The sequence below is a fragment of the Archangium sp. genome, from assembly GCF_045802675.1.
In the GTDB taxonomy this organism is placed as follows: Bacteria; Myxococcota; Myxococcia; order Myxococcales; family Myxococcaceae; genus Archangium.
In genome coordinates, this window is record NZ_JBJMQO010000138.1 from 40,382 (window position 1) to 66,190 (window position 25,809).

23 protein-coding genes are annotated in these 25,809 nt (G+C 68.5%); 10 read left to right on the forward strand and 13 right to left on the reverse strand.

Features of this window, described 5'->3' with window-relative positions:
• Nucleotides 1–2 precede the first annotated feature (2 nt).
• A complete protein-coding gene (locus ACJ8AN_RS38455; protein ID WP_407760595.1) occupies nt 3–698 on the forward strand; it encodes a pirin family protein in 696 nt (231 codons plus the stop codon).
• A 305-nt stretch (nt 699–1,003) separates the two neighbouring features.
• Nucleotides 1,004–1,756 (forward strand): M17 family peptidase N-terminal domain-containing protein, encoded by a 753-nt coding sequence (locus ACJ8AN_RS38460; protein ID WP_407760596.1) that lies wholly within the window; start codon nt 1,004–1,006, stop codon nt 1,754–1,756.
• A gap of 135 nt (nt 1,757–1,891) precedes the next feature.
• On the opposite strand, the gene ACJ8AN_RS38465 is transcribed toward ACJ8AN_RS38460, so the two are convergent.
• Nucleotides 1,892–3,523, reverse strand: a complete 1,632-nt coding sequence (locus ACJ8AN_RS38465; RefSeq protein WP_407760597.1) for a sigma 54-interacting transcriptional regulator — start codon at nt 3,521–3,523, stop codon at nt 1,892–1,894.
• Between the two features lie 244 nt (nt 3,524–3,767).
• Between ACJ8AN_RS38465 and ACJ8AN_RS38470 the strand changes: the two genes are divergently transcribed.
• Nucleotides 3,768–4,469 carry a hydrolase gene (locus ACJ8AN_RS38470; RefSeq protein WP_407760647.1) on the forward strand — a complete coding sequence of 234 codons (702 nt, stop codon included), beginning with the start codon at nt 3,768–3,770 and terminating at the stop codon, nt 4,467–4,469.
• A 59-nt stretch (nt 4,470–4,528) separates the two neighbouring features.
• Nucleotides 4,529–6,355 carry an amidohydrolase gene (locus tag ACJ8AN_RS38475; protein ID WP_407760598.1) on the forward strand — a complete coding sequence of 609 codons (1,827 nt, stop codon included), beginning with the start codon at nt 4,529–4,531 and terminating at the stop codon, nt 6,353–6,355.
• Here the strand turns inward: ACJ8AN_RS38475 and ACJ8AN_RS38480 are convergent.
• Nucleotides 6,344–8,194 carry an amidohydrolase gene (locus tag ACJ8AN_RS38480; RefSeq protein ID WP_407760599.1) on the reverse strand — a complete coding sequence of 617 codons (1,851 nt, stop codon included), beginning with the start codon at nt 8,192–8,194 and terminating at the stop codon, nt 6,344–6,346. The two genes, ACJ8AN_RS38475 and ACJ8AN_RS38480, sit on opposite strands and share 12 nt — an antisense overlap.
• A gap of 36 nt (nt 8,195–8,230) precedes the next feature.
• The gene (locus ACJ8AN_RS38485; RefSeq protein WP_407760600.1) at nt 8,231–9,034 is read right to left on the reverse strand and encodes an isochorismatase family protein; all 804 of its coding nucleotides are present in this window, start codon (nt 9,032–9,034) and stop codon (nt 8,231–8,233) included.
• A gap of 261 nt (nt 9,035–9,295) precedes the next feature.
• On the opposite strand from ACJ8AN_RS38485, the gene ACJ8AN_RS38490 reads away from it, so the two are divergent.
• Nucleotides 9,296–10,741: an alginate export family protein gene (locus ACJ8AN_RS38490; protein ID WP_407760601.1), complete on the forward strand. Its 1,446-nt coding sequence runs from the start codon at nt 9,296–9,298 to the stop codon at nt 10,739–10,741.
• Nucleotides 10,742–10,855: 114 nt separating this feature from the next.
• Here ACJ8AN_RS38490 and ACJ8AN_RS38495 read toward each other — a convergent pair whose 3' ends face one another.
• Entirely contained in the window at nt 10,856–11,797 is a 942-nt protein-coding gene (locus ACJ8AN_RS38495) for a tetratricopeptide repeat protein (RefSeq protein ID WP_407760602.1), read from the reverse strand.
• Entirely contained in the window at nt 11,797–12,054 is a 258-nt protein-coding gene (locus ACJ8AN_RS38500) for a hypothetical protein (RefSeq protein ID WP_407760603.1), read from the reverse strand. Before ACJ8AN_RS38500 ends, ACJ8AN_RS38495 begins: the two co-directional genes overlap by 1 nt.
• Nucleotides 12,055–12,429: 375 nt before the next feature.
• Between ACJ8AN_RS38500 and ACJ8AN_RS38505 the strand changes: the two genes are divergently transcribed.
• On the forward strand, nt 12,430–13,431 hold the full coding sequence (locus ACJ8AN_RS38505; RefSeq protein ID WP_407760604.1) for an AAA family ATPase: 1,002 nt from the start codon (nt 12,430–12,432) through the stop codon (nt 13,429–13,431).
• On the forward strand, nt 13,431–14,288 hold the full coding sequence (locus ACJ8AN_RS38510) for a hypothetical protein (RefSeq protein WP_407760605.1): 858 nt from the start codon (nt 13,431–13,433) through the stop codon (nt 14,286–14,288). Before ACJ8AN_RS38505 ends, ACJ8AN_RS38510 begins: the two co-directional genes overlap by 1 nt.
• A gap of 16 nt (nt 14,289–14,304) precedes the next feature.
• Here ACJ8AN_RS38510 and ACJ8AN_RS38515 read toward each other — a convergent pair whose 3' ends face one another.
• From ACJ8AN_RS38515 to lspA (ACJ8AN_RS38540), 6 genes are all read right to left on the reverse strand, one after another.
• A complete protein-coding gene (locus ACJ8AN_RS38515) occupies nt 14,305–14,694 on the reverse strand; it encodes a hypothetical protein (protein WP_407760606.1) in 390 nt (129 codons plus the stop codon).
• Nucleotides 14,695–14,873: 179 nt separating this feature from the next.
• Nucleotides 14,874–15,383: a KdsC family phosphatase gene (locus tag ACJ8AN_RS38520; RefSeq protein ID WP_407760607.1), complete on the reverse strand. Its 510-nt coding sequence runs from the start codon at nt 15,381–15,383 to the stop codon at nt 14,874–14,876.
• Between the two features lie 11 nt (nt 15,384–15,394).
• Nucleotides 15,395–16,495 carry an MXAN_5187 C-terminal domain-containing protein gene (locus ACJ8AN_RS38525; RefSeq protein ID WP_407760608.1) on the reverse strand — a complete coding sequence of 367 codons (1,101 nt, stop codon included), beginning with the start codon at nt 16,493–16,495 and terminating at the stop codon, nt 15,395–15,397.
• Nucleotides 16,496–16,536: 41 nt separating this feature from the next.
• Nucleotides 16,537–17,853: a prolipoprotein diacylglyceryl transferase gene (locus tag ACJ8AN_RS38530; protein WP_407760609.1), complete on the reverse strand. Its 1,317-nt coding sequence runs from the start codon at nt 17,851–17,853 to the stop codon at nt 16,537–16,539.
• Between the two features lie 113 nt (nt 17,854–17,966).
• The gene (lspA, locus tag ACJ8AN_RS38535; protein ID WP_407760610.1) at nt 17,967–18,587 is read right to left on the reverse strand and encodes a signal peptidase II; all 621 of its coding nucleotides are present in this window, start codon (nt 18,585–18,587) and stop codon (nt 17,967–17,969) included.
• A 9-nt stretch (nt 18,588–18,596) separates the two neighbouring features.
• Nucleotides 18,597–19,217 (reverse strand): signal peptidase II, encoded by a 621-nt coding sequence (gene lspA / locus ACJ8AN_RS38540; protein WP_407760611.1) that lies wholly within the window; start codon nt 19,215–19,217, stop codon nt 18,597–18,599.
• A gap of 136 nt (nt 19,218–19,353) precedes the next feature.
• On the opposite strand from lspA (ACJ8AN_RS38540), the gene ACJ8AN_RS38545 reads away from it, so the two are divergent.
• The 3 genes from ACJ8AN_RS38545 to ACJ8AN_RS38555 are packed head-to-tail and all read left to right on the forward strand — an operon-like array spanning nt 19,354 to nt 21,857.
• A complete protein-coding gene (locus ACJ8AN_RS38545) occupies nt 19,354–19,737 on the forward strand; it encodes a hypothetical protein (protein WP_407760612.1) in 384 nt (127 codons plus the stop codon).
• A gap of 31 nt (nt 19,738–19,768) precedes the next feature.
• Entirely contained in the window at nt 19,769–20,521 is a 753-nt protein-coding gene (locus ACJ8AN_RS38550) for a Mut7-C RNAse domain-containing protein (protein ID WP_407760613.1), read from the forward strand.
• Nucleotides 20,522–20,567: 46 nt separating this feature from the next.
• The gene (locus tag ACJ8AN_RS38555; RefSeq protein WP_407760614.1) at nt 20,568–21,857 is read left to right on the forward strand and encodes a hypothetical protein; all 1,290 of its coding nucleotides are present in this window, start codon (nt 20,568–20,570) and stop codon (nt 21,855–21,857) included.
• Between the two features lie 60 nt (nt 21,858–21,917).
• On the opposite strand, the gene ACJ8AN_RS38560 is transcribed toward ACJ8AN_RS38555, so the two are convergent.
• Both ACJ8AN_RS38560 and ileS read right to left on the reverse strand, forming a co-directional pair.
• Complete coding sequence (locus ACJ8AN_RS38560) at nt 21,918–22,613, reverse strand: YIP1 family protein (RefSeq protein ID WP_407760615.1); 696 nt, start codon at nt 22,611–22,613, stop codon at nt 21,918–21,920.
• Nucleotides 22,614–22,815: 202 nt separating this feature from the next.
• Entirely contained in the window at nt 22,816–25,710 is a 2,895-nt protein-coding gene (ileS, locus tag ACJ8AN_RS38565; RefSeq protein WP_407760616.1) for an isoleucine--tRNA ligase, read from the reverse strand.
• Nucleotides 25,711–25,809: the final 99 nt, after the last annotated feature.

The following is a 25,809-nucleotide window of genomic DNA, read 5'->3' on the forward strand; positions in this document are numbered from 1 at the left end:
CCATGATGATCGTTCGACCCTCTGAAGCGCGTGGACATGCGAACCACGGCTGGCTGGACTCGCACCATACGTTCTCGTTCGCGAGCTACTACGACCCGGACTTCATGGGCTTCCGCGCCCTGCGCGTCATCAACGAGGACCGCGTCACGGCGGGCGAGGGCTTCGACACGCACCCGCACCGGGACATGGAGATCATCACTTACCCGCTCAGCGGCGCCATCGCGCACCGGGACAGCACCGGCGGCGAGGGACTGCTGCGCGCCGGCGAGGTGCAGCGCATGACGGCGGGCACCGGCGTCCTGCATAGCGAGATGAACGGCACCAACGAGGAGCTGCACTTCCTGCAGATCTGGATCCTCCCCAACCGGCGCGGCCTGAAGCCCGGCTATGAGCAGAAGTCCTTTCCTGAGTCCGAGCGCACGGGCCACTGGCGCGTGGTGGTCAGCCCCGACGCCCGCGACGGCAGCCTCACCGTGAACCAGGACGTGTTGCTGCACAGCACGCTGCTGGGCAAGGGCGAGCAGGCCGAGTACACGCTGGCTACGGACCGCCACGCCTGGGTTCAGCTGGCACGAGGCAGGGGCACGCTCAACGGCGTGGAGCTGAAGGCCGGAGACGGCGTGGCCGTGTCCGAGGAGTCGCGGCTGGTGCTCACGGCCTCCGAGCCGCTCGAGGCGCTGCTCTTCGACCTCGCCTGACCGACGTGGAAGGAGCGATACATGAGCTGGGATGACCCGAGCGGAACGAGGCAGCTCCCCGAGCTGGAGACCCTCATCGTCTCCCGCACGCGGGATCTCGGCGAATCCCGCTGCCTGAGGAGCCCGCTCCCGTACGCTACCCGTAGCTGGCTCCTCGCGGTCTTTCATGGGCCCATGCTGGTGGAGTGTCCACGCGAGGGCTCCTCCCTGGCGTGGGCGGTGGACAGTGCCACCTTTCTCCAACACCTTGAGTGGGGGTTCACCGGGGAGCCACATCGCGACCCGCCGACCTTCAGGAGGAAGACATGCGCCTCGCACTGAAACACGAGCTGCTCGCCCTGGGTCTTGTTCTCACACTCGGCGCGTCGTGGCCAGCACTCGCAGAAAGCGCGAAGCCGCCGCCCGAGAAGAAATTCGAGACGCCGGTGGGGCTTGCGTTGAGCGTCAAGCAGATCGGCCCGGTCACCCAGACCACCGACCTGCAGATCATCTGTGTGTTGAAGCACAATCCCGCAGGGGACCAGTACATCGAGGCGATGCGGGACTTCAATGAGAAGCAGGGGGGACTGCTCTCGGCGCTGCGTGAGCGGGGCGAGTTCGTGGGCGAACTGGGGGAGACGCTGCTCTACACGCCCCCGCCGCGCTCCATCACGCCGAAGCGGGTGCTGCTGATTGGCATGGGGGATGCCCGGGAGCTGTCGCTGGACAGGCTGCGGTTGGCGGGACGAATCGCGGTGCGCGAGGCCATGCGCCTGGGAGTGAATCACGCGTCGTTCGCGCCCACGCTGCGCGATCAGGGAAGCTCGGTCATCGATGTGGCCGAAGGAGACGCGGCCGTGGTGGAGCAGGTGCTGCTGGCCTTCGACACGGAGAAGCGGCTGCAGCAACAGGGCCTGGCGCCCAAAATCCAGCTCTCGTCCTGGGTCATCGAGGCGGGTCCGAAGTACTTCGATGGCGTCGTCACCCACGTGGGCGAGACGGTCCAGACCGTCAGCAAGACGCTCGAGCAGCGCGAGAAGAAGCCGTACGTGAACGCGGCCCCGGCCCCCGCGAAGTAGTCGAACTGGAGCGGCCATGCCGCTACGGGACCATGGCCCTCACTCGTAGAGGTACCCGAGCTCCTTCGTGTCCTCGTTTGGATGACCCGGGAGAATGCCAGAATGGCACTGTTGAAATGCCATTCTGGGAGTGAATCACCCCTGTGAAGCGCCCTGATACTGCTTCAGCTTCCGGAAGAGCGTGGAGGTGCCGATCTTCAACGTCTGGGCGGCCTTCAGCTTGTTGCCTCCCACGGCGTCGAGCACGGCGAGGATGTAGTCACGCTCGACCTCCTCGAGCGAGCGCAGGTTGCCCGGCGTGTAGACCGGAGTGACCGCCCCCCGGATCTCATCGGGCAGATCCTGCGGCTCGATGAAGCTTCCCTGCGTCAACACGACGGCGCGCTCGATGGTGTTCTCGAGTTCCCGCACGTTGCCCGGCCAGTGGTAGCGGAGGAGTTGGTTCGCGGCCTCGGGGGTGAGCCCGGACACCTTCCTCTGGAGCCGCGAAGCGGAGCGCACGAGGAACAGGCGCGCGAGCGCGAGGATGTCGTCCCGGCGCTCCCGGAGCGGAGGGATGCGAATCTCGACCACGCGCAGCCGGTAGTAGAGGTCCTGACGGAAGCGGCCCGTCTGGATGTCGGCGGCGAGATCCCGGTTCGTCGCCGCCACCACCCTCACATCCACGGGCCGATTCTTGTTCTCACCGACGCGCCGGATCTCCCGCTCCTGGAGCGCGCGCAGGAGCTTCACCTGCATCGAGAGGGGCACCTCCCCGAGCTCATCCAGGAAGAGCGTGCCTCCGTGGGCGGCCTCGAAGAGACCGATCCGCTCCTGGGTCGCGCCCGTGAACGCCCCTCGCGCGTGTCCGAAGAGCTCGCTCTCGAGCAGGCTCTCGGGCACGGCGCCGCAGTTGAGTGCCACGAACGGACCCGCCACTCGCGCCGACTGCTCGTGGATGAAGCGGGCCAGCACCTCCTTGCCCACGCCACTCTCGCCGGTGATGAGGATCGTCGAATCCACCTTGGCCACGCGCTCGGCGAGCTCGCCCACCCGCTTCATGGCCGGGCTCCTTCCGAGGATGGGCTTCGAGTCGTCCTCCCCCTCCGTCCGGGCAAGCTCACGCCTCTTGGCCTTGAGCGTCCGCTCGGTGGACTTCAGGGCCTGGGTGATACGGCTGAGCGCCTCGTCGAGGCAGTCCTTCTCGTAGTAGCCGAGCTGACTGGCGGCCTCTTCCCCCCACTCCTCTTGGGGCCGGCCCACCATGATGCAGGTGGCATCTCCCTTCCCGCGACACCGCTCCTCGAGACAGTAGATGGGGCGGCCATGGCCGTAGCTCAAGTACCCGCTCGCGAAGCCGCACAGGGACCAGCACACCGGCTCCTCGGAGAGCCCGAGGTGCAGCAGATGCTGTTCGGCCTCGAATGACTCGTGCCAGAGGGCCTCGGCGAAAGGCGCGTTCTCCACGGGTTGCTCGTGCCTGATGGGCTCGAAGAGGACCAGTCCCTGAAGACGGTGGAAGCGCCCCCCCGCGCGCCGCCAGTCCTCCTCGGAGTCCCACGGGAAGGCGTCCTTCAACGTCTCGGCGGTGCGCCGGCCGAGCGCATAGCCGAACCGGGTGAGCACGGCGCGGGCCCCCGCCTGTCCGAGGGTCTCGATGAGCTGCTTGCGCAGCAGCCCCAGGGCCACCGCGTCCAGCAGCACCGCCCGCTGGCCGGCGAAGCGGAGGATGCCGCCAGACGGCTCGAATTGAAGAAGCTCCCTCAGGTCCAGGTCTTCCAGCCGCATGGGGGCCCCTCCCGGGAATACCAAAATGGCATTGATGGAATGCCATTCTGGGACTGCCACGGCAAGCAAAAGCAAAAAGTTTCGTAATTTCAGTGGCTTAGGAGCTTGGTGGATTGGCATCCATCTTGGAAGAGGTCGAGGCGTGCGCATCAGCGCGCAGAACGCAGACACAGGAGAAGAAACCATGAACGTCAGCAACAGCCTCGCGGCCATCCGGGGCCGGTCCGTCCTCGCCGCCCTCGCCATGACGGTGCTCCTCGCTGGAACGAGCGCCTTCGCGCAGAAGGCCACCAGCAAGCCGAGCCCTCGCCTGCTCACGCCGCAGAACTCGGCCATCATCCTCATCGACCACCAGCCCCAGATGGCGTTCGCGGTGCAGTCCATGGACCGCACGCTGCTCACCAACAACGTGACGGGGCTGGCGAAGACCGCGAAAATCTTCAACGTCCCGACCGTCCTCACCACGGTCGCGGAGAAGAGCTTCAGCGGGCCCCTCTTCCCGGAGATCCAGGAGGTCTTCCCGAATGTGAAGCCCATCGACCGCACCACCATGAACTCGTGGGAGGACGCGAACTTCGTCCAGGCGGTGAAGCAGACCGGCCGCAAGAAGCTGGTCATCGCGGCGCTCTGGACCGAGGTGTGCCTGGTGATGCCGGTGCTGTCGGCCATCGACGAGGGCTATGAGGTCTACATCGTCACGGACGCCTCGGGAGGCGTGACGAAGGAGGCCCACGACATGGCGGTGCAGCGCATGGTGCAGGCCGGCGCCACCCCGGTGACCTGGCTGCAGGTCCTGCTCGAGTACCAGCGCGACTGGGCGCGGCAGGGCTCCTACAACGCGGTCACGTCGCTCGTGAAGCAGCACGGCGGCGCGTACGGCACGGGCATCAACTACGCCAAGTCGATGCTGGGTGAGCATGCCAGCGAGGGTGGCACCGCGAAGTAGTCGGGAGCCCGGGCGCGGAGTGCTGGCTGCTCCGCGCCCCTCTCTTCTGGAGAATCGATATGCGCTCGCTCGAGAACTTCCTGACGCGAATCCCGCATCGACTCGGCGCCCTGGCCCTGGTGGCCAGCCTCGTCGGTGCCTGCCATCACAACCCCTTCACTCCGCGGAACGAGGCCGCCGCGGACCTCATCCTGCACAACGGCAAGGTCGTCACCCTGGATGCGGAGAACCGCATCACGTCCGCGGTGGCCATCCGGGACGGGAAGATCCTGGCGACCGGTGACGACGCGGACGTCCAGCGGTATCGCGCGGCTGCGACGCGAGTGGTCGACCTGGGCGGACGCACGGTCATCCCCGGGCTGAACGACTCGCATATGCACGTCATTCGCGGTGGCCTCAACTACAACCTGGAGCTCCGGTGGGATGGCGTCCCGAGCCTCGCCGAGGCCCTGGAGCGGGTCCGTCGCCAGGCGGAACGTACGCCCGCGGGGCAATGGGTCCGGGTGGTGGGCGGTTGGTCGGAGTTCCAGTTCGCCGAGCGCCGCATGCCCACGATCGCCGAGCTGAACGAGGCCGCGCCGACGACGCCGGTGTTCGTGCTCTACCTGTATGGGAAGGCGCTCTTGAACAAGGAGGCCCTCCGGGTGCTGGGAATCACGAAGGACACGCCGAACCCCTCTGGCGGGGTCATCGAGCGTGACGCGAGGGGAGAGCCGACGGGCCTGCTGCTCGCGAAGCCGGATGCGCTGATTCTCTACTCGACCCTGGGGCGCCTGCCGAAGCTCTCGCCCGAGGAACAGGTGAACTCCACACGTCAGTTCATGCGCGAGCTGAACCGCCTGGGCCTGACGAGCACCATCGACGCGGGCGGCGGCGGACAGAACTTTCCGGGCGATTACGCGGTCGGCATGGAGCTGGCCCGGCGCGGCGAGCTGACGCTCCGGATCGCCTACTACCTCTTCGCCCAGAAGCGGGGCCAGGAGCTGGAGGACTACCGGCAGTGGACGACGATGACCGCGCCGGGGAATAACGGGGACCTGCTGCGTCCCAACGGCTACCAGATGGAAGGAGCTGGCGAGAACGTGCTCTGGGAGGCGGCCGACTTCGAGAACTTCCTCGAGCCGAGGCCAGAGCTTCAAGAGGGCATGGAGCCGAAGCTGGAGGAGATACTGTCCCTCTTCGCCGAGAAGGGCTGGCCCTTCCGCATCCACGCCACCTATGACGAGTCCATCTCCCGCATCCTCGATGTCGTCGAGCGGGTGAAGACAGGCCAGGGGCAGCAGGGGCTGCGCTTCATCATCGACCACGCGGAGACCATCTCCGAGCGCAACCTCGAGCGCGTGGCCAGGCTGGGTGGGGGCATTGCCGTGCAGGACCGGATGGCCTTTCAGGGCGAGCACTTCATCACCCGGTATGGGGCGGAGGCGGCCTCGCGTGCTCCGCCCGTGAAGCGGATGCTGGAGCTGGGGATTCCCGTGGGGCTCGGGACGGATGCCACCCGTGTCTCCAGCTACAATCTCTGGCTCTCTCTCTACTGGCTCGTGTCCGGGAAGACGCTCGGCGGTGCCACGCTGAACCAGCCCGAGGCGCGGCTGGACAGGGTGACGGCGCTCCGGCTCGCGACCGTGGGAAGCGCGTGGTTCTCCGGGGAGGAGAAGCTGAAGGGCACGCTCGAGCCGGGCAGGTACGCGGACCTGGCCGTCCTCTCCGCCGATTACCTGTCCATCCCGGAGGAGGACATCAAGTCGCTCGAGTCCGTCCTCACGGTGGTGGGAGGGCAGGTGGTGTTCGCGGCTGGAAACCTCGCCTCGCTCGGCCCCCCGCCTACTCCCGTGGAGCCCGCCTGGTCGCCCGTGGCCAGGGATGGGGGCTCCTCAGCGAGGTGATGCCGTCTTCTTCGGGTTCTGGTAGCCGCCGAAGTGCGCAACCGGCGACCAGGCCGGGCGCACCGGAGGCAGCGCCGGCGGAGCAACGTCCTCGAACGGCTCCGCCGCGTAAACCACCCTTCCTCCCACCACCGTCAGCAGCGACTCGAGGTTCTTGATCTGCTCTTCGGGAACAGTGAAGTAGTCGTCGCTGAGCACGGCGAAGTCGGCGTACTGCCCCGGCGCGATGCGGCCCTTGACCGTCTCCTCTCGAGTGAGCCACGCGCTGCCGACAGTGAACAACCTCAGCGCCTCTTCGCGCGTCAGCCTGTTGTCGTCCGCGAAGAGCTGCGTGCCGCCGATGGTCTTGCCTGACACCAGCCAGTAGAGCGCCGGCCAGGGGTTGTAGCTGCTGACGCGCGTACCGTCGGTGCCCGCTCCGACCGGAATACCCATCGCGAGCATCTTGCGGATCGGCGGCGCATCCCTCGCCGCGTCCTTGCCGTAGCGGTCCACGAAGTACTCGCCGGCGTAGGCCATGCGGTTCTGGATCGCGATGCCGCCCCCCATCGCCTTGATGCGGCGCAATTCTTCGTCGCGCACCGTTTCAGCATGGTCGATCGCCCAGCGCGGGGCGAACCTGCCCTGCTCGCGATTCACCTGCTCGAAGACGTCCATGATGACCTTGATGCTCTCGCCGTACGTCGCGTGCTGGCGGAGCGGCCAGTTGTGTCCCACCAGGAGGGTCGCGACGGTGCGCAGGTCGCCGGCCGGATCCTGGCCGGCGGCCTTGCGCGCCTCCAGGTCAGGCCGCGGGGCCAGGAAGTTCTCCCAGTCACCGACGCTGTGCGCCAGGAACTCCCCGCCGCCTTCGAGCTCGAAGCCATGTTCGAGCTGCGCCGCCTCGTTCCTGCCGGCCTGATATTCGCTGGTCCAGCGGCGGAAGTCCTCGGCCTCCTTGCCCGCCGTCTGCGGGAACAGGTAGTAGCCGATGCGGACGGACATCTGGCCCTCGTGTGCAACAGCCTGGCTGGCGCCGTAGTCCTTGGGGAACGCGTGCCCGCCCCCCCCCGGATCGACCGCGCTCGTCATACCGAGCCGGTTCAGCTCGCGGTAGAAGTGGAGCGTCGAGTTGAGCTGCTCTTCGGCCGAGAGCTGCGGCGGCCTGGCGATCATCTGATAGAGAATCAATGGGTTCGGCTCGGCATGGAGAATCGCGCCACCGTCCACGAACTCGAACCGCCCTCCCTCGGGCGCCGGGGTTGCCTCCGTGAGCCCCAGCGCCTGAACCGCAGCGCGGTTGAGCATTCCCTGGCTGTACAGGAACAACACGAAGGTGGGCGTATCGGGTGCGGCCTCATTCAACTCCTTGACCGTCGGCATGCGTTTCTCTTTGAACTGGTAGGGTGACCAGCCGCCGATGACGCGCACCCACTGTCCCTTGGGCGTTCGCCCGGCCTGCTCACGGACCATGGCGAGTGCACGCTCCAGCGATTCGACGCCGTCCCAGCGCAGCTCCAGGTTGTAGAAGCGCCCGCCGCGGACGACGTGTGCGTGCGAGTCGTTGAGGCCGGGGATGACGATGTGACCCCTGGCGTCGATGACGCGGGTCTTCTCGCCGCGGTACGCCGCCATCTCCGCATCGCCGCCGACGGCAATGAATCTGCCGTCCTTCACCGCGAATGCGCTCGCCCGCGGCCGCTGCTCGTCCACCGTGAAGACCTTGGCATTGGTGACGACGAGGTCCGCGGGTTGCTGTTGCTGGGCTGCCGCGGCCGCACTCGCGGGCGTGGTCTTACACCCCGTGAGCATGACGGCCAGCGCGACGGTGGCCGCGCCCAAGATGGCAGATGACCGCATGGCGTTCTCCTGGAAAGAGGGGTGGTTGCGCACCGACTACTTCTGGGGCGCCTTGGCGGCTTCCTGGGCCCGCTGGTAGCTCTCGGCCACGGCGCGGTAGTTCGGCACGAGCTCGTTATAGAGCGCGCCCCACCTGGCGGCGTCGGGGCGGGCCCACGTCCGCTGCATCTCGCACATCACCACGTTCGTGGTCACGGGGATGATGCCGGCCTGCGTCATGCGCGCAAGCGTGGTCTGGGAAGCCATCTCGCTCATGTCGCCGGAAGCATCCATCACCGCGTAGACCTTGTATCCGTCGGCCTTGGCCTGTAGCGCGGGAAAGGCGACGCACACACTGGTCCAGACGCCAGCCATGATGAGCGTCTTCCGGCCGGTCGCCTTGACGGCATTGACGAAGTCAGCGTTGTCCCACGCGCTGACCTCGCCCTTACGCGCGACGTATTTGGCGCTGGGGGCGGCCTGCGCGAGCTCCGACATCAGCGGGCCGTTGGAGCCGTTGGGCTCCGACGCGGTCGTGATGATGGGCACCTTGGCGAGCTCGGCGATCTTGGCGAGCACCACGGTGTTGGCGCGCAGCTCCGGGAGGGGGACATCCTTGACGGTCTGGAACAGGCCGGTCTGGTGGTCGAGCAGGAGGAGAACCGTGTCGTTGGGGTCGAGAAGGACCTTGGCGGCGGCCGCGCTGGGTTGCCGTGAAATCCCCGGGATGGGCGCGGCGGGTGCCGCGTCCCGCGCCTGAGCAAGTGCTGGAGGGCTTTGCATCAGAACGCCGAGCCCGACCAGCGCAGTCAATGCAACGCCAGTCAGGGCAACCATGCGCTTCACCTTGAGCGACCTCATCTCAGCTCTCCTTTTGGGAAGCGGCTTCGGAAATGGGATGCATACCGGGCTTCCCTCCGGCCCATTGTCGTGTCTCGCAGAGCCCCACTCCGGGGAAATGCGCCGCCGATGCCAATCGCTCGTGCGCTTGCGGACAAGGGGATGCCTTGCGGACAAGAGGAAGTGAAACGCTGAACACCCCGCCCCTCGGGGACGATATGACAGCGCCTCTCCCTCTCCACCCATTGGCGCGCACCCGACCGACGTGCCTCGAGGAGCACCATGTCCGTCGCGATTCCGCCTGTGCGGACCCTGCAACGCCCGCCCCATCGCGGATGGACCGTGCTCGCGCTGCTCGTCGTGGGGCTGCTCGTTGGCGGGCGCGCCCAGGCACAGGCCCCGCAGAAGCCGTCCTCGCCGCCCCCCTTCGAGGTGCTACGCGCGGAGGAGGACTACCGCTACCTCCGCGCCCCGGACGCGCCGCGCGCGCCCCTCGATGGGCTGAAGTACCTACCGCTCAACGAGAAGGGCTCTGTGTTCCTCTCGCTGGGGGGCGATCTGCGCCAGCGGGTGGAGTATTACCGCTACCCCGACTGGGCCGTGGCACCCGCTGCGGACGGCGCCTGGCTGCAACGCTACATGCTGCACGGGGAGGTGTGGCTGTGGGACCGGGCCCGGACCTTCTTCCAGCTCAAGAGCGGGTGGACACTCGGACGCGAGGGAGGCCCCGGCCCCACGGACGAGGACCGGCTGGATGTACACCAGGCCTTCGTGGAGGCGCGCCCATGGGAGCGCGCGGACGAGGGGCTCCAGGTGCGGCTGGGGCGCCAGGAACTGCAATTCGGCTCGGCCCGCCTCGTCTCGGTGCGCGAGGGCCCCAACGTGCGCCGGACCTTCGATGGGGTACGCACGCGGCTTCGGTTCCACCGATGGGACCTCTCCGCCTTCGCCGTGAGGCCTGTCGCCACGGAGCCCGGCGTCTTCGATGACGGCCCGGTGCGCACCCAGGGCTTCTGGGGCCTGTACGCGGTGCATCCCGTCCTCCCGGGTGGGAACGTGGACGTCTACTACCTCGGCTTCTCCAATAGACAGGCCCGCTACGCGCAGGGCGAGGGCCGCGAGCAGCGCCACTCCTTCGGTACCCGGTGGTGGGGGAAGACCGGTCCGTGGGACTACAACCTCGAAGCCGTGCTGCAGGTGGGCCGATTCTCGGGCGCGCCCCTCCTCGCCTGGACGGTGGCGAGTAACACCGGCTTCACTCTCGAGCGCCTGCCGCTGTCCCCGAGGCTTGGGGTGATGGCGGACATCGCCTCCGGGGACCCGGACGCGGAGACCCCGTCGCTGGGGACCTTCAATCCGCTCTTCCCACGCGGCAGCTACTTCGGGGAGATCGCCCTGCTGGGACCCTACAACTTCATCGACCTCCACCCCGTGCTGCGCCTGCACCCCAGCCGCTCACTCGTGCTGTCGGCCGAGTGGACCGGCTTCTGGCGGCAGAGTGTGGAGGATGGCATCTATGGTCCGAGCGGCGTGCTGGTGAGACCGCCCGGCGGGAGTAGCAGCCGCTGGGTAGGGCATCAGGTGAACCTCACGGCCGAGTGGGAACTCGGCCGGTACACGCACGTGTACGCCACCGCGTCACGCTTCTTCGCCCGCACCTTCCTCCGGCAGACGGGCTCCTCGCGCGACGTCGACCTCCTCCAGGCCGAGGTGTCCCTGCGCTTCTGAGACCGGGCTGCACTCGGCCTTCATGCGCCTTGCCTGTCGCCCCACCGCCCTGCGTGGCTTCTTCCACCGCGCAGGGCTGTCCCTTCGCGGACCTACCTGAAGAGGGTTAGGACGTCAGTCGCCGCCCTCGCGGGAGGCTTCCTCGGCCGAGCCGCCCACGGCTTCCAGCGAATTGCGGTGGTTCTGCCGGATGTTGTGGTCGAAGGCCGACTTGCGGTCCACCCCATCCGGCGTCGTCGCGGCGATGCGGCGGCGCGCCCGGGAGATGGCGTCCTGCACCATGCCCGGATCCGGGTGGGTCTTCAGGGCCTGCACGAAGGTTTCAATCGCCTTCTCGTTGTCGCCGGCCTCGGCCTTGAGCTTGCCCATCTCGAAGACGGCGTGCGGGGCCAGCTCCGAGTCCGGGAAGCGCGCGATGAGGTCCGCGTACGTGCGCGAGGCCTCCTGGCGGTAGCGCACCTGCTCGGGCGTGCCGAAGGAGAACTGCAGCGCCTGCATGTGCAGCGCCTGCGCCTGCAGGAAGACGGCGTCGTCCACGAAGGCACTGGTAGCGAAGCGCTCGGTGAGCTTGCGCGACTCGAGCGCGCACTGCTGGTAGTCCTGAAGCTCGAAGTAGAGCTTGGCCACCTGGTAGTGCAGCTCGGCGCCCTGCGGCGGATTGCGCGCCAGCGCCGCCGTGAGCTGATCAATGGCGCCGCGCAAATCCCGGAAGTGCACGCGCAGCAGCTCCGCGAGCACCACGCGGGCCTCCAGGGCCTCGGGGGACTCGGGGCACTGGGCGATGAGCTCCTTGTAGACGCTCGCGGCCTCCTTCACCTTGCGCAGCTCGAGCCAGTACACGTCCGCGGCGCCCTTGAGGGCGCGGGCCTTGAGTACCGCGGCCTGGGCGGAGTCATCCGTGCGCAGCGTGTCCAGCGCCTTGCGGTACTCCACGAGGGCCTCGTCGGGGCGCTTCTCGAAGATGGAGTCGCGGGCGCGCTGCAGGTGGTCGGTGGCGCTGTCCCGGGAGCAGCCCGGGGCGAGCGCGAGGGCCAGGACGAGCATCAAGCGCCGCACTAGCAGGCCTCCGGGGTGACGGTGTAACACCGGGTTTCAATGCAGCGGACGCAGGCCTCGAGGTTGCCGGTGTCGCTGACGCACAGCGGCACGCCCGAGGAGCGGGGGCAATCCTCGGAGGCGGTGCAGCGGTACTCGGCACCCTGGGCGTTTATCACCGGCAACTGCTGCGAGGCGCACTCCTCGGCGGGAGCGGTGTTACAGCCGGCGAGCCCGGCCGCGACAGCAAGGACGAGTGCACCAATCCGGGTTCTCACGGGACGGGAGTTGTAGCCGGATTTGACGCCCTCGTCACGGAAGCCGGCGTCCGCACGCCCGCTCGCCCCCCCGCGTCACGGGGATTCCCGGAGCGCGCGCCCTCTCCCTCGCCCTCCGGGAGAGGGTCGGGGTGAGGGTATTTGGACCTCCGGGAGTCCCTCCGTGCACAGGATTGCACCAGGGGGTACGGAACCTCGCTATACCCGGGGTGGGCACGTCTGCGTGACTGGCGAAGAGAGGGTGTCCGGATGCCGTTGAGTTTCAAGGTCACTAACTACCGAGCACTCCGAGCGATAACGTGGAGCCCGCAAGGGGTCTGCGCGCTCGTAGGTCCCAACGGCGCCGGGAAGAGCACGCTGCTGGATGTGCCCCAATTGCTCCGCCACATCCTCGAGCACGGGTTGGTACGCGCGCTCGACTACCGCGGAGGAATCGCCAATCTGGTGAACTTCGAGGCCGGGCCAGATGCCTTCATTGTCCTCAACATCAAATTCAACGAGGGCACCTGGGATGTGCGCTTCATGGCCCAAGAATTCCGCTCCAGTGGCAGCTATCACGAGATCATTGGCAGCAACCTGGGAGGAGGTCGTCTAGGAATACGCAGTGCAGGCACGGTTAGCATCAATGGCACCTCGCAGCCCGCCGACGAGCGCAGCCTGTTGCGTCTCGCCGCTGATAATCCGGCGACGGCCCCTGCGGTCCAGTCCCTGCTCTCCCTGCTCCAAGGCTACCGCTGCTACGCGGACTACCACCTCGCCCACATCCGGGAAAACGGCTCGCCCCTGTCCTCCGAGAAGGCGCTGGACGTCCACGGCCGCAACGTCTTCTCCGTGCTGCGCAACTGGCGGGACACTCGCGCGGACCGCGTCCGCTTCAACTTCGTCATGGAGAGCCTGCGAGCCCTCTTCCCGGACAACTTCTCGGACCTGGACTTCGAGACCGCCGGAACAACCGTCGCTGCACGCGTGGTCGCCCCGAGACCCGACACCACCTACCCCATCACGTTCGCGGCCAATGGCCTGCTCGTCGCGCTGCTGCACCTGTGCGCGGTGGCCTCCGTCCCCGACGGTGGCATGGTGGCCATCGACGAGGTGGAGAACGCGCTCCACCCCTTTGCCATCAAGCGGCTCGTCGAGGCGTTCCGCTCGTGGTCGGACCGGACGCGCAGCACCGTGCTGCTGGCCACGCACTCGCCCGTCGTGCTCGACCAGTTCCGCGACTGCCCCGAGCACGTGTACGTGATGGAGCCGTCTCAGGAGACCAACCCGGTCCCCCTGAGCAAGGTCCGCGATCCGGAGTACCTCTCCCACTTCTCGCTGGGAGACCTCTACGCGCACCTGGAGTTTGGCGCCCCTCGGGAGCCCGAGCCCTCCTGATGAAGAAGGTCGTCCTGATCGTCACGGGCGAGTGCGAGCGCACCGGGTTGGTGCCCTCGCTCCAGCGCTACTTCCCCTCCGCCGAGTTCACGCGGCCCCTCTTCCTCGACTCCTTCACCAGCTCACGCCTGAAGCTCACGGAGGGTCCGCGGTCCCGCCCGCGGCAGGTCGACAGGCTCGCCGCGGCCATGGTCGCCGCCACGGATCCGGGCCGGACCGGAGAGCGCCCCGATCTCGTCATCGCAGTGGACGACGTGGAGCTCCCGAACGTGGACCAGGTGGATGTGGTCGCCTCGCAGGTGCGCGAGGCCGTGAAGCAGCACCTCGCGAGTCATCCCTGGCCCAGTGCCCGGCGCCAGGAGCAGGTCACGCAGCGCCTGCGCGAGCACTGCTCCTTCCATCTGCTCTGCCCCATGTTGGAGGCCTACTTCTACGGCGAGCCCTCCGCGCTCACGCGAGCAGGGGCACAGCGCCCCTCCTCCGTGGACGGACGCGCCCTCGACGTCGAGGACTTCATCACCCACGACCCACCGTTCCTCGAACCCGTGGACAAGGCGAAGTACTGGGCCACGCCCGACCGCCAGCGTCACCCCAAGCGCTATCTCCAGTTCCTCTGCGACCCGGAAGGCGACGAGCAGAACCCGAGCCCCACCCGCTACCGAGAAACCCAGGGCGGAGTGAAAGCCCTGCGCGAGCTCGACTGGTCCGGCGCGCTGTCCGAGGAGGCCCACGCCCGGCTCGCCCGCTCGCTCTTCGCGGACCTCGCCGCGGCGCTCGAAGTGGACAATCCCTTCCCGGGGACGTGCCACGCGGCCACCTCGGCGCACGGCTCTGGCGCCGTGCTGCGCAACCTCTGAAGCCCCGGAAGTGAGCCTAATTGTTGCTCAACTGCTCGCGGCTGCCCGAGGACAGCACCTGCGAGTCCACCGAGGCCATGCGGCGCGCCTTCTTCATCTGCCGCGCCTTCTCCTCCATGTGCTCGTAGTGCTTGGCCATGCCCATCAGGTGCTCGTCCGCCACGCGGCACTGGATGGCCGACACCTCCTGGTGCCGCCGCCCCAGCTCCGCCCACAGGTGCATCGTCGCCTGGTTGCCCAGCAGCCGCGTCTCCACCTCGTCGAGCGCCTGGTCCATGCGCTCGTCCTCGGCCTGCAGCTCCGCCAGACGCGCCTCGGCTTCGTCCGGAGGCTCCGCGCACGCGCTGCCCAGCCACAGCACCAGCGCCGCCAGCCCGAGCCCCCTGCGCCGCGTCCCTCCAGCCATCGCCCACCTCGGTGTCCGGTGCATGTCCCCGTCCGCGCACCGCGCCCCCGGGTGGGGCTCGACGCGTGGCGCAAACTAGGGAGCCCCGCCCACCGGGACAACCTCCCCCGGGCGCGGGTTGCCACCTCGCGCGGGCCACGGCTTTCAGCAGCCGACGCTTCTCTCGTCCCCGGGGGCCCTCAGGGCGCCTGCCGGTGACGGAGAATGAACTCACACACCTCGCGCGCCGCGCCGAAGCCCGCCGCCCGCTGCGCCACGTAGTGCACTTGCGAACGCACCTCGTCCGGGGCCTCGGGGGGCGCCGCCGAGAAACCCACCGCCTTGAGCAGCGGCAGGTCCACCGTCTCGTCCCCCATGTACCCACACCGGTCCGCGGTGACCTTGAGCAGCGCCAGCAACTTCTCGAAGTGCGCCACCTTGTCCTGGCTGCCGAAGTGCACGTGCTTGAGGCCCAGCGACTGCATCCGCATCTGCGCCGACAGGCTGTCGCCGCCGGAGATGGCCGCCACCTCCACGCCCGCCTCCTGCAGCCGTTTGATCCCCATGCCGTCGCGCACGCTGTACATCTGCGTCCAGCCCGAGTTGGGCACCCAGAAGATGCGACCATCGGTGAGCGTGCCGTCGATGTCGAAAATCATCACCGACAGGCGGCTCACCCGCGCCTTGAGCGACTCGAGATTCTGGTTCATCCGCGCACGCCCTACTTGGGCACGGCCTTGAGCACGGCCTTGCCATCCTTGATGACGACCTTGAACTCCACCGACTTCGCGCCGTGCTGCTTCATCAGCTCCGGCACCTGCTTGCGCAGCGAGGCGGCGATGGAGTCGTAGCTCATCTTCGACGTGTCTTCCTTGTTGTTACGCTTGGCGGCGACGTAGGCGTTGTAGACGGTCTTGAGCTTGTCGTCGGACAGGTCGCTCGGGCTGGAGGCGGCGGGAGGACGCGGCGCGGCGGGCCTGGGCACCGTGGGAGGAGGACGGGCCGCCAGGGGCTTCACCGCGGGAGCCACGGGCGGCACCAGCGGCGCCACCGAGGGCGTCAGGGGCTTCACCGCGGGGGCCACGGGCGGCACCAGCGGCGCCACCGAGGGCGTCAGGGGCTTCACCGCGGGAATGGACGGAAGGGCCGTGCCCCGGGCCGGCGTGGCCACCACGGGCGCCACGGAAGGGACGAGCGGCGCCACGGACGGCACCAGCGGCGCCACCGAGGGCACGCCCCGGAAGGGCACCGGCTCCACGGCCGCCATGGGCGGAGGCGGCGGGGGCGCCTTGAGGGCCCCCGAGAGCATCGCGTCCACCTCGTCCACGTCGAAGTCGGAGTCGGGCAGCTCCGTCACCTCATGGGACAGCGGCCGGTCAGCGCCCGTCTTCTTCTCCACGCGGCGCTTCGCCTTGGCCACGTCGCGCTTGTAGGTGCCGTTCTCGATTTCCTGCAGCGTGCGCTGCCACAGCCGGTCGTACGTGAGGAACTTGCCGTGGATGGACTGGACGCGGAACTTCGCCGCAGTGTTGCGGATGAAGGCGGACTTGAGCCGCTCCAGCCGCTTCTTCAGGTCATCGTACTGGCGGGTGGGCGGGTGACGGTCCACGCCCAGGAAGTAGTGCTCGAAGGCCACCTTGAGGCTGGCCAGGTTGGCCTCGATGGCCTCGCACTCCTGGAAGGCCATCTCGCTGCCCGACTTCGTGGGCATGCCAGACTTGGTATCGCCATTGGTGGCGGCCAGCTTGGCGGAGGACTTCGCCGAGGCACCGGCCTTCAAGGCCTGGTTCTTCGTGGACGATTTCGAGGACTCGTACGCCATGGACCCTCAGAGTGTCCCCAAGACGCGACCGGGGATCAACCTCATGCCGGGCTCGGTGTCGGGCCGACGCCAGCTACCTCGCCTGCCCGGCGGATCCGCTGGTACAGCAAAGTCGCACCAAAGGTGAACATGCACAGGGAGATGAACTGGCTGGTGGAGATGTTGAACCAGGCCTCCAGGGGCACGGCGTCGGCGAGGCCCCGGGCGCCCAGCGACTCGAGCAGGCCGTGCAGGGTGCCGCGCTCGGTGTCGCCGCGGAAGAGCTCCACGGTGGTGCGCAGCGCCGCGTAGCACATCAGCCACAGGGCGAAAATCTGCCCGTGGAAGCGGCGGTAGCGCCGGGCGAAGAGCAGCGCCAGGAAGAGGACGAGCTGGCCCACGGACTCGAAAATCTGGGTGGGGTAGACGGGCAGCGTGGTGCCGTGCTGGGCCACCCACTCGGAGATGCGCACCGCGCCGGGGGCGGAGTGGTGGAGGATTTCCCCGGTGGCCTCGACGACGTAGCGCGCGTCCTGCGCCTGCGACTGGTAGGCGAGGCTGGAGACGCCCCCGAGCTGGCCGAAAATGTCCCGCGCCAGCCCGGAGCCGGGGAAGTGGGCCATGAAGCGCGTGCCGGCCGAGGCGACGTCGCCCCAGCAGCACCCGGCGGAGAAGCAGCCCAGGCGCCCCAGGCACTGGCCCAGCGACACGGTGGGGATGGCCAGGTCCGCCAGGCGCAGGAAGTCCATGTCGTTCTTGCGCGCGAAGAAGTACGCCGCCAGCGCCGCGCCGATGAGGCCGCCGTAGAAGACGAGCCCGCCGCCCAGCGAGAACACCTGCGTCCAGTCGCGCGCGTAGTCCTTCCAGTTGACGAGCACGAAGAGGACTCGGCTGCCCACCAGGCCCCCCACGAGCAGGTAGAAGGACAGGTCCAACATCGCCTCGCGCTTGCGCGGGCCCTCGACGTCCACCCACTGGCCGCCGCCCTGGGCGTCCGGCACCCACGCCAGCTTGCGCCACTCCTCCTGCGCCAGCCGCGCGGCCACCGACGCCGCGGTGATGAAGCCCGTGGCCAGCATCACCCCGTAGGTGTGCACGGGGATGCCCTCGCCCTTGCCGCCCGGAATGGCGCTCGCCGGCAGCGCATAGCGCAGGCCGAACCACGCCAGCCCCGCGCCGATGACGCCGTAGGAGAGCGCACGCATCAGCCGCTCCTGGGACGTGGGGGGCGCGGGCTTCTCGCCCTGGGCCTTCGGCGTGCCCTCGGCGTTACGCCACCCGTTGTAGGCGATGTACCCCACCGCGGCGAGTGCCACCGCGAACAGGACGAGTTGGGACCAGAGGGCCGTGAAGGTGAAGTGGACGAGGACGGGAAGCATGGGCAGTCACCAGGTACGAGCGCGAGGCCGTGCAGGTTACCCGTTCACGGCGCCTCGGGGGTGGGAGGAGGCGGCGCTGGCGCCAGGCCGCCGGGAGGGAGGGCGGCCCGCCATCAGGGGCGCGCTTCGGCCGACTTCTCCTCCGCCTTGGGCGTCTCCTTGCGCACGAAGGCGTCGATGATGAGCATGCCCACGCCCACGCAGATGGCCGAGTCGGCCACGTTGAAGGACGGGAAGTACGCCTTGTCGTACCAGTGGGCCTCGAGGAAATCGATGACGAAGGCCCGGGCGAGCCGGTCGATGTAGTTGCCGATGGCCCCGCCGAGCACCAGGGGCAGGCCGTAGTAGGCCCAGCGCTCCTTGGGGTCCTTCCCGCTCAGCCGGCTGAAGTACCAGGTGATGAGCACCACCGCGCCAATGCTCACCAGGTGGAAGAGCGGCCCGCGCAGGTCGGCCGGCATGGTGCGGAACAGGCCCCAGGCCGCGCCCGGATTCTCCGCGTACCGCAGGCGGAAGACGGACGGGGAGATGTCGATGTAGCGCTTGGAGCGGTAGTGCAGACCGTCGAAGCCGGTGGGCGGAGGCTCGCCGTACATGGCCGACAGCCGCTCGCCCACGGTGGGCCGGTCGTCGAAGCGCGTGGTGAGCTCGCGGACGACGAGGTACTTCGTCCACTGGTCGAGGAAGATGACGCCGAGCGCCACCGACAGCAGGAGGAGGTATTTGCGGGGCACGGGGGCCGGTTATACCACCTGGCCCCCCGGCGTCACGGATTCCACGGACTTGCGCTCGCGCATGGAGTCCAGCATCAGCAGGCCCACGCCCACACAGATGGCGGCATCGGCCACGTTGAAGGTGGGCCAACGCATGCCCGGCTGGTTGCGCCAGTGCCAGTCGATGAAGTCGATGACGTAGCCGCGGGCGAGCCGGTCCAGGAAGTTGCCCAGCGCCCCGCCCGCCACGAGCGCCAACGCCCAGCGCATCATCCGCTGCGAGGGGCTCAGCCGCATGTACATGAAGGTGATGAAGCCGAGCGCCACCAGGCTCACCAGGTGGAAGAAGGGCCGGCGCACGGACTCGGACATGGTGCCGAAGAGGCCCCAGGCGGCGCCCGGGTTCTCCACGTAGCGGAAGTGCCAGTAGTTCTCGATGAACCGGTAGGGCCGGGTGGACAGCCGGCGCGAGCCCTGCACGGGCGGGTCGTTGTCCAGGTTCTGCTCGGAGAAGAAGCCCTCCACGCGTGCCATGCCGGTGCGCCCATCGAGCGCCTCGGTGAGGTGGGCCACGGCCAGGTACTTGGTCACCTGGTCGGCGGCGAGGGTGGCGAGGCCCACGAGGATCAGGACGCGGAAGCGGTGCATCATGCAACCCTCACCTCTACCTTGACGGCGGGGAGCCTGACAACCCGTGCGGGGATGCAGGCGGGCAGGCAACGGGTTGCCTCGCGGGAGGCCTCCAAAGTGGGGCATGGTGGGGACGATGGAGACTGTTGAGCCGCCTGTGACGCCGAATCCGAACGAGACTCCTCCCCCGCAGGCCACCCCCGAGGCCGTGGCGGCGAAGCCCTCCCTGAAGGAGCGCTTCAAGACGCTCATGGCCGAGTGCGCCGTGCTGGCCATCATCGTCTACTTCTCCATCTTCTTCGCCTGCATGGCCGGCTTCGCGGTGCTGCTGCATCTGGGCTTCGACGTGAAGGGCGCGGGAGGCAACGCCGGAGTGCTCGCGGGCGCCTGGGCGGCCACCAAGGTCACCCAGCCCATCCGCATCATGGCCACGCTCGCCCTCACCCCGCCCCTGGAGCGGGTGCTGCGCCGCGCCCCCGGCCTCCACGGCCGCCTGACGAATCTCAACAAGCGCTTCGTGGCGCTGATGAGCGAGCGCTAGCCCGCGCGACGGCGGGACACGGGAGCCCCGCATGCTTCAGGTGACGGTCCGCTTCTATGGCCCGCTCAACGACTTCCTCGCCCCCGAGCGCCGCGGTGTGGCGTTCGTCCACGCCCTCAACAGCCCGTGCTCGGTGAAGGATCTCATCGAGTCGCTCGGCCCGCCCCATCCCGAGGTGGATGTGGTGCTCGTGGACGGCCAGGCGGTGGACTTCTCGCACCGCGTCACCGGGGGCCAGCGGCTCGCCGTCTACCCGCTGTTCTCCTCCATCGACGTGACGCCGCTGGTGCGCGTGAGCCCCCCTCCCCTGCCCGAGCCGCGCTTCCTCCTGGACGTGGGGCTCGGCCGGCTCTCGGGGCTGCTGCGCATGCTCGGCTTCGACACGCTGTGGCGCAACGACTACGCCGATGCCGAGCTCGCGCGGCTGTCCCGGGACGAGCAGCGGATTCTGCTCACGCGGGACATGGGCGTGCTCAAGCGCTCCGAGGTGGTGCACGGGTACTTCCCCCGCGAGACGGACCCCTCGCAACAGCTGGTGGAGGTGGTGCGGCGCTTCCGGCTCACCGGGCACATGCGCCCCTTCTCGCGGTGCATCGCGTGCAACGCCTCCCTGGCCCCGGCCACGCCCGAGGAGGTGAGGGACCGCGTGCCCGAGCGCGTCCACGCCAGCTTCACCCGCTTCCAGCAGTGCCCCGAGTGCAAGCGCGTCTTCTGGGCCGGCTCGCACCACGCGCGCATGCAGGTCATCATCGACAAGCTGAGCGAGCTGGAGCAGCACCCGTAGGTGGCCCATTGGCCTGGCGCGCGGCGCCCATGGTTGAATCCGCGCCATGACTCCTCCGCGCCGCTCGCTCGCGTCCGCCCTCGTGCTGCTGCCCTCCCTGGCACTCGCCGCCTTCTGGAGCAAGAAGTCCGACGAGGAGGAGCTGAAGTCCCGGCTCGACACCCTCAAGGTGCACCTCTACCTCGCGGGCAAGTCGGCCGTGGCGCAGGTGGGCACCTCCGACGAGTCGAAGGCCGTGAAGGAGAAGCTGCTCGTCGTCGTGGGCGGCGTGCAGGGCTCGGTCGCCGCCACCCGCACGGGCAAGGAGGCGGGGACGCCTGAGGGCACCAGCGCGGGCACCCGGACCGTGGCGCCCCGGCCGCTGCGGCTCGACGAGGTGGGCGCGCTCGCCAAGGCGCTCTGGGACACGCGGGAGATGGGCAAGCAGGTGCTCGTCGGGGACAAGGAGACGTTGCCGCCGGTGCTGCCGGTGCTGCTCGCGCCCTTCCCCGTCGCTCCCGAGCTCGTCTCGCGCATCGACGCGCCCACCGACCACGCGGTGCTCTTCTCCGCCATGGCGCTGCTCAAGCTGCACCCCGACTCGCCCGTGCCGCTGCCGCCCGAGTTCCTCCTCTACGAGGCCGCCCACACCGAGCCCGCGCAGGTGAAGATTCCGGGCTTCGCTCCGCAGCTCTCCGCCCTGAAGACGTACACGCTGGCGATGAACGACCTGTGTGACCTCGCCGAGAAGGAGGCCCTGACGCTCGAGGCGCTCGGAGCCGAGCAGGAGCCGCGGCTCAAGGAGGGCTTGAAGCTGCTCACGGGCAAGGACGTGAACCTCTCCGCCGAGCAGCGCAAGCACCTGCACGGGCTCTCCCAGGTGCTCGCGTACGGCTCGCTGACGCGCTGCCAGCTCAAGAAGGACCAGTTGGACAAGGCGCGGGTGTCACTGGGCCTGTTCCTCGACGCGGCGGAGCAGGGCGGCGTGGATCTGCCCGAGCTCCAGCTGCTGCGCGCCTCGCTGGAATGCGATTCGGGAACGGCGGAGCAGGGCAAGGCCCGGATGACCGCGCTGGCGAAGCGGGACGACCTCTCGGAGCGGAGCCGCGAGGGCCTCGAGCAGCTCGAGAGCTCCTGCGGCAAAGGCGAGGTGAAGCTGAAGGGCCTCACCGGCAAGGTGAAGCTCGGGCGGGTCGTCGTCCTCGTGGCCTGGTCGCATCTGCGGAACAGCGGCCTCGTGGAGGCCTTCGCCGGACTGCCGTGGGTGAAGGCCGTGGGGGACTTCGTCACCTCGCTCGGCACCGTCGTGGGCAAGGTGCCGGGCAACGTCCAGGTGTCCCTCGGCGGGGACGACTGAGGAACGCCGCACGCGTTGGGCGGGGCGAGGCGCTGAGAGCGTTCCTCGCCCCGAGCCTCGTCAGTGCCGGCCCATTGCCGCCGCTAGCGACGACGCCGCGAGGGCCAGGAGCCCGCAGCAGCAGCAGAAGAGCAGCACGATCGGTCCGAGCACCGCCACCGCCGACCGCCCATAGGAGGCCCGCTGCATCCGCGCCAGGCCCCAGACATAGAGCACGAGGGTATAGATGAAAGACGCGATGGGTCCCACGCACGGCACCCAGGTCAGGACCGCGGGCGCCGACGCGTAACCGTACGCCCGAGCGGTCGCGGTGAAGCCGTTGCGCGACATGCCGAGCAGCAGGCACATCAGGTGGGTGATGGCCGCCCCGATGACGAACCCCAAGGGATAGAGCAGCAACCCGCCCACCAGCAGGGCGAACCGGCCGCTCCCCGCGAAGAACCAGGTCATCATCCGCTCCATCTCGGGTGTCATGTTCGTCCGCGAGTTCATCTGGTCGAGCATCCGCTGGAACTGCGCGGGGCTCTGCAGGAACTGGAACGGCAGGCTCAACAGCGAGTTGATGGCGACGACGATCCACGCGAACGACAGCGCGTCCCACAGGGAGCCCTGGGGCGAGGCTCTGTTCCAGAACTTCTCCGGGTTGAACATCACCGTCTTCCACGTCTCCCAGTAGCCCTGGACGAGGCCCAGCTCGCTCCGGCGCTCCCATGGGGTGGGCTCGCCGTCGGGCCCCATGTCACCCGGCGGAGGCATGCCACCGAACGGAGGCGCGCCACCCGGCTGGGCGGAAGGGTCGATCCGCTGCCCGCAGTGGGGGCAGAACTGGACCACTTCACCGGCCGGGCTGTCGAAAGAGTTACCGCAGTGTGGACATCGGATTTGCATCGCACCCCTCGGAGTTGCCCCGCTGCATAGGGCAATCCCCGAGTCGGGCCAAGTCGTTTCCGCGTCCGGCTCAGCCCAGCGCCTGCTGGCACTTCTCGCAGACGGCGGCTCCGCCGGAGACCTTCTCCGAGTACGTCCAGCACCGTGGACACTTCTCGCCCCTGGCCGGCAGCACCTCGGCCTTCACGTCCTCGCCCAGCGCCTGCGCCACGTTCAGCGCCTGCGCCTTCTCGCCGGCCGCGTCCGACAGCTCCACCTGGCTCACGATGAACAGCGACGGCAGCTCCGCCTCGTTCGCCTTCAGGAACTCGCGCGCCTTGCCGCTCGCGCTCAGCACCACCCGCGCCTCCAGCGACGCGCCGATCATCTTGTCCCGGCGCGCCGCCTCCAGCAGGCCCTGCACCGCGCTCCGGACGGCGAAGAGCTTCTCGTACTTCTCCGCCAGCGCCGCATCCACCTTCACCGCCGGCTCCGGGAAGTCCGTCAGGTAGATGCTCTCGGCCTTCTGCCCCGGCAGGTACTGCCACGCCTCCTCCGCCGTGAAGCTCATCACCGGCGCGAGCAGCTGCAGCAGCACCGTGGCCACCTCGTGCAGCACCGTCTGCGCGCTGCGCCGCGCCGGGCCCGCCGCCTTCGTCGTGTAGAGCCGGTCCTTCAGGATGTCGAAGTAAACCGCCGACAGGTCACCCGCGCAGAAGTCCACCACCGTCGCGTACACCAGGTGGAACTCGTAGGCGTCGTACGCCTTGCGCACGCGCGCCACCACCTCCGCCAGCCGGCCCCGCGCCCACGTGTCCAGCGGCAGCAGCTGCTCCGCCTTCACCGCGTCCTTCGCCGGGTCGAAGTCATACAGGTTGCTCAGCGCGTAGCGGATGGTGTTGCGGATTTTGCGGTAGCCCTCGGACAGGCCCTTCAGAATCTGGTCCGACAGGCGCACGTCGTTGCGGTAGTCGCTCGAGGCCACCCAGAGGCGCAGCACCTCGGCGCCGTACTGCTGGATGATCTTCTCCGGCGCCACCACGTTGCCGCGGCTCTTGGACATCTTCTCGCCCGCGCCGTCCACCACGAAGCCGTGCGTCAGGCACGCCTTGTACGGCGACACGTCGCGCGTGCCCACCGACACCAGGATGGACGAGTGGAACCAGCCGCGGTGCTGATCGCTTCCCTCGAGGAACAGGTCCGCGGGAATCCGCTGCCGCCGCTCGGACACCGCGCTGAACGCGCACGCCGAGTCGAACCACACATCCAGGATGTCCGTCTCGCGGCGGAACTCCGCCTTGCCGCACTTCTGGCACGTGTAGCCCGAGGGGAGGAACTCCTTCACCGGCGTGCGGTACCACACGCCCGCGCCCTCCTTCTCCACGGCCGAGGCCACCTTCTCCATCAGCGCCGGGGAGATGACGGCCTCCTCGCAGCCCTCGCAGTAGGCGATGGGGATGGGCACGCCCCAGGTGCGCTGGCGGCTGATGCACCAGTCCGGACGCGTCTCCAGCATGCCCCGGATGCGGCTGTGTCCCCACGAGGGCACCCACTGCACGCGGTCCACCTCGTCCAGCACGCGCTGGCGGAACGTCTTGCCGCCCTCGGTGGACGCCTTGTCCAGCGGGATGAACCACTGGTACGTCGCGCTCAGAATCACCGGGTTGCGGCAGCGCCAGCAGTGCGGGTAGCTGTGCTCGACCTTGTCCGTCTTGTCGTTGAGCAGCACGCCCTTGTCGGCCAGCGCGTCGATGATGGTGGGGTTGGCCTCGAATACCTTCTTGCCCGTGAGCCACTCGCCCACGCTCTCGTCGTAGCGGCCGTCCTGGCGCACCGGGTTGTAGATGTCGAGCCCGTACTTCAGGCCCACCTCGTAGTCCTCCTGGCCGTGCCCCGGCGCCGTGTGCACCAGGCCCGTACCGGCCTCCAGCGTCACGTGCTCGCCCAGGATGATTTTGCCCTGCCGCTCGTAGAAGACGTGCCGGTAGGTGCAGCCCTCCAGCTCGTCTCCGCGCGCGTACGCCAGAATCCGCTCGGGCTCCACCAGCGCCGCCGCCGACACCTCCGAGCCCGCCACCTTCACGTTCTTCACCGCCAGCTCGTCCGCCTTCACCTCGGCCAGCACCTTGGGCAGCAAGTCCTTGGCCACGCAGATGACGCGCTCGCCGAGCGCGTAGAACACGTACTCGTACTCGGCGTTCATCGCGATGGCGAGGTTGGCCGGCAGCGTCCAGGGCGTCGTGGTCCAGATGACGAAGGAGACCTGCTTCCCCTTCAGCGCGGGCACCTTCGCGGACACCTCGGGGCCCGCGGGGAAGGCCACATACACCGAGGGGCTCGCGTGGTCCTCGTACTCCACCTCGGCCTCGGCGAGCGCCGTCTGGTCGTAGAGGCAGAAGTACACCGGCTTCTTGCGCCGGTAGAGCATGCCGCGTCCGGCGAAGGTGGCCAGCTCTCGGATTTCCTGCGCCTCGTAGGGGAAGTCGAGCGTGCGGTAGGGATGGTCCCAGTCGCCGAGCACGCCCAGGCGCTTGAACTCGGTGCGCTGGATGTCGATGAACTCCAGGGCGTACGCGCGGCACTGCTCCAGGAAGGCCTCCCGGTCCAGCGTGCGCTTGTCGATCTTCTTCTCCTTCAGCCGCTTCTCGACGGCCTGCTCAATGGGCAGACCGTGGGTGTCCCAGCCGGGGATGTAGTCGCACCGGCGGCCCGCGAGGTTGCGGTACTTCACGACGATGTCCTTGAGGACCTTGTTGAGCGCGTGGCCGGCGTGGATGTGGCCGTTGGCGTACGGAGGACCGTCGGTGAGCACGAAGGGCTCGGCGCCCTCACGCCGCTGGAGAATCTTCCCCCAAATCCCCTTCTCCGCCCACCAACCGAGCATGCGAGGCTCGAGCTGGGCGAGGTTCCCCTTCATGGGGAAGTCCGTCTTCGGGAGATTGACCGAGTCCTTGTAGTCCTTGGGGGGAGTGCCGCTGTCGCTCATGGCACCGGCCGTAACACGGGCCTCCGGCCGCTTCAATTACAGTCAAGCGCCTCCTATACTGCCGTTGCCTTCCGGGCAGGGAAACGCCCGAGCACCCTG

Excerpts from the sequence above, each read along its gene's own strand:
- ACJ8AN_RS38455 (WP_407760595.1), top strand. The coding sequence starts at position 3 with ATGATGATCGTTCGACCCTCTGAAGCGCGTGGACATGCGAACCACGGC.
- ACJ8AN_RS38460 (WP_407760596.1), top strand. The coding sequence starts at position 1,004 with ATGCGCCTCGCACTGAAACACGAGCTGCTCGCCCTGGGTCTTGTTCTC.
- ACJ8AN_RS38465 (WP_407760597.1), bottom strand. The coding sequence starts at position 3,523 with ATGCGGCTGGAAGACCTGGACCTGAGGGAGCTTCTTCAATTCGAGCCG.
- ACJ8AN_RS38470 (WP_407760647.1), top strand. The coding sequence starts at position 3,768 with ATGACGGTGCTCCTCGCTGGAACGAGCGCCTTCGCGCAGAAGGCCACC.
- ACJ8AN_RS38475 (WP_407760598.1), top strand. The coding sequence starts at position 4,529 with ATGCGCTCGCTCGAGAACTTCCTGACGCGAATCCCGCATCGACTCGGC.
- ACJ8AN_RS38480 (WP_407760599.1), bottom strand. The coding sequence starts at position 8,194 with ATGCGGTCATCTGCCATCTTGGGCGCGGCCACCGTCGCGCTGGCCGTC.
- ACJ8AN_RS38485 (WP_407760600.1), bottom strand. The coding sequence starts at position 9,034 with ATGAGGTCGCTCAAGGTGAAGCGCATGGTTGCCCTGACTGGCGTTGCA.
- ACJ8AN_RS38490 (WP_407760601.1), top strand. The coding sequence starts at position 9,296 with ATGTCCGTCGCGATTCCGCCTGTGCGGACCCTGCAACGCCCGCCCCAT.
- ACJ8AN_RS38510 (WP_407760605.1), top strand. The coding sequence starts at position 13,431 with ATGAAGAAGGTCGTCCTGATCGTCACGGGCGAGTGCGAGCGCACCGGG.
- ACJ8AN_RS38515 (WP_407760606.1), bottom strand. The coding sequence starts at position 14,694 with ATGGCTGGAGGGACGCGGCGCAGGGGGCTCGGGCTGGCGGCGCTGGTG.
- ACJ8AN_RS38520 (WP_407760607.1), bottom strand. The coding sequence starts at position 15,383 with ATGAACCAGAATCTCGAGTCGCTCAAGGCGCGGGTGAGCCGCCTGTCG.
- ACJ8AN_RS38525 (WP_407760608.1), bottom strand. The coding sequence starts at position 16,495 with ATGGCGTACGAGTCCTCGAAATCGTCCACGAAGAACCAGGCCTTGAAG.
- ACJ8AN_RS38530 (WP_407760609.1), bottom strand. The coding sequence starts at position 17,853 with ATGCTTCCCGTCCTCGTCCACTTCACCTTCACGGCCCTCTGGTCCCAA.
- lspA (WP_407760611.1), bottom strand. The coding sequence starts at position 19,217 with ATGATGCACCGCTTCCGCGTCCTGATCCTCGTGGGCCTCGCCACCCTC.
- ACJ8AN_RS38550 (WP_407760613.1), top strand. The coding sequence starts at position 19,769 with ATGCTTCAGGTGACGGTCCGCTTCTATGGCCCGCTCAACGACTTCCTC.
- ACJ8AN_RS38555 (WP_407760614.1), top strand. The coding sequence starts at position 20,568 with ATGACTCCTCCGCGCCGCTCGCTCGCGTCCGCCCTCGTGCTGCTGCCC.
- ACJ8AN_RS38560 (WP_407760615.1), bottom strand. The coding sequence starts at position 22,613 with ATGCCTCCGCCGGGTGACATGGGGCCCGACGGCGAGCCCACCCCATGG.
- ileS (WP_407760616.1), bottom strand. The coding sequence starts at position 25,710 with ATGAGCGACAGCGGCACTCCCCCCAAGGACTACAAGGACTCGGTCAAT.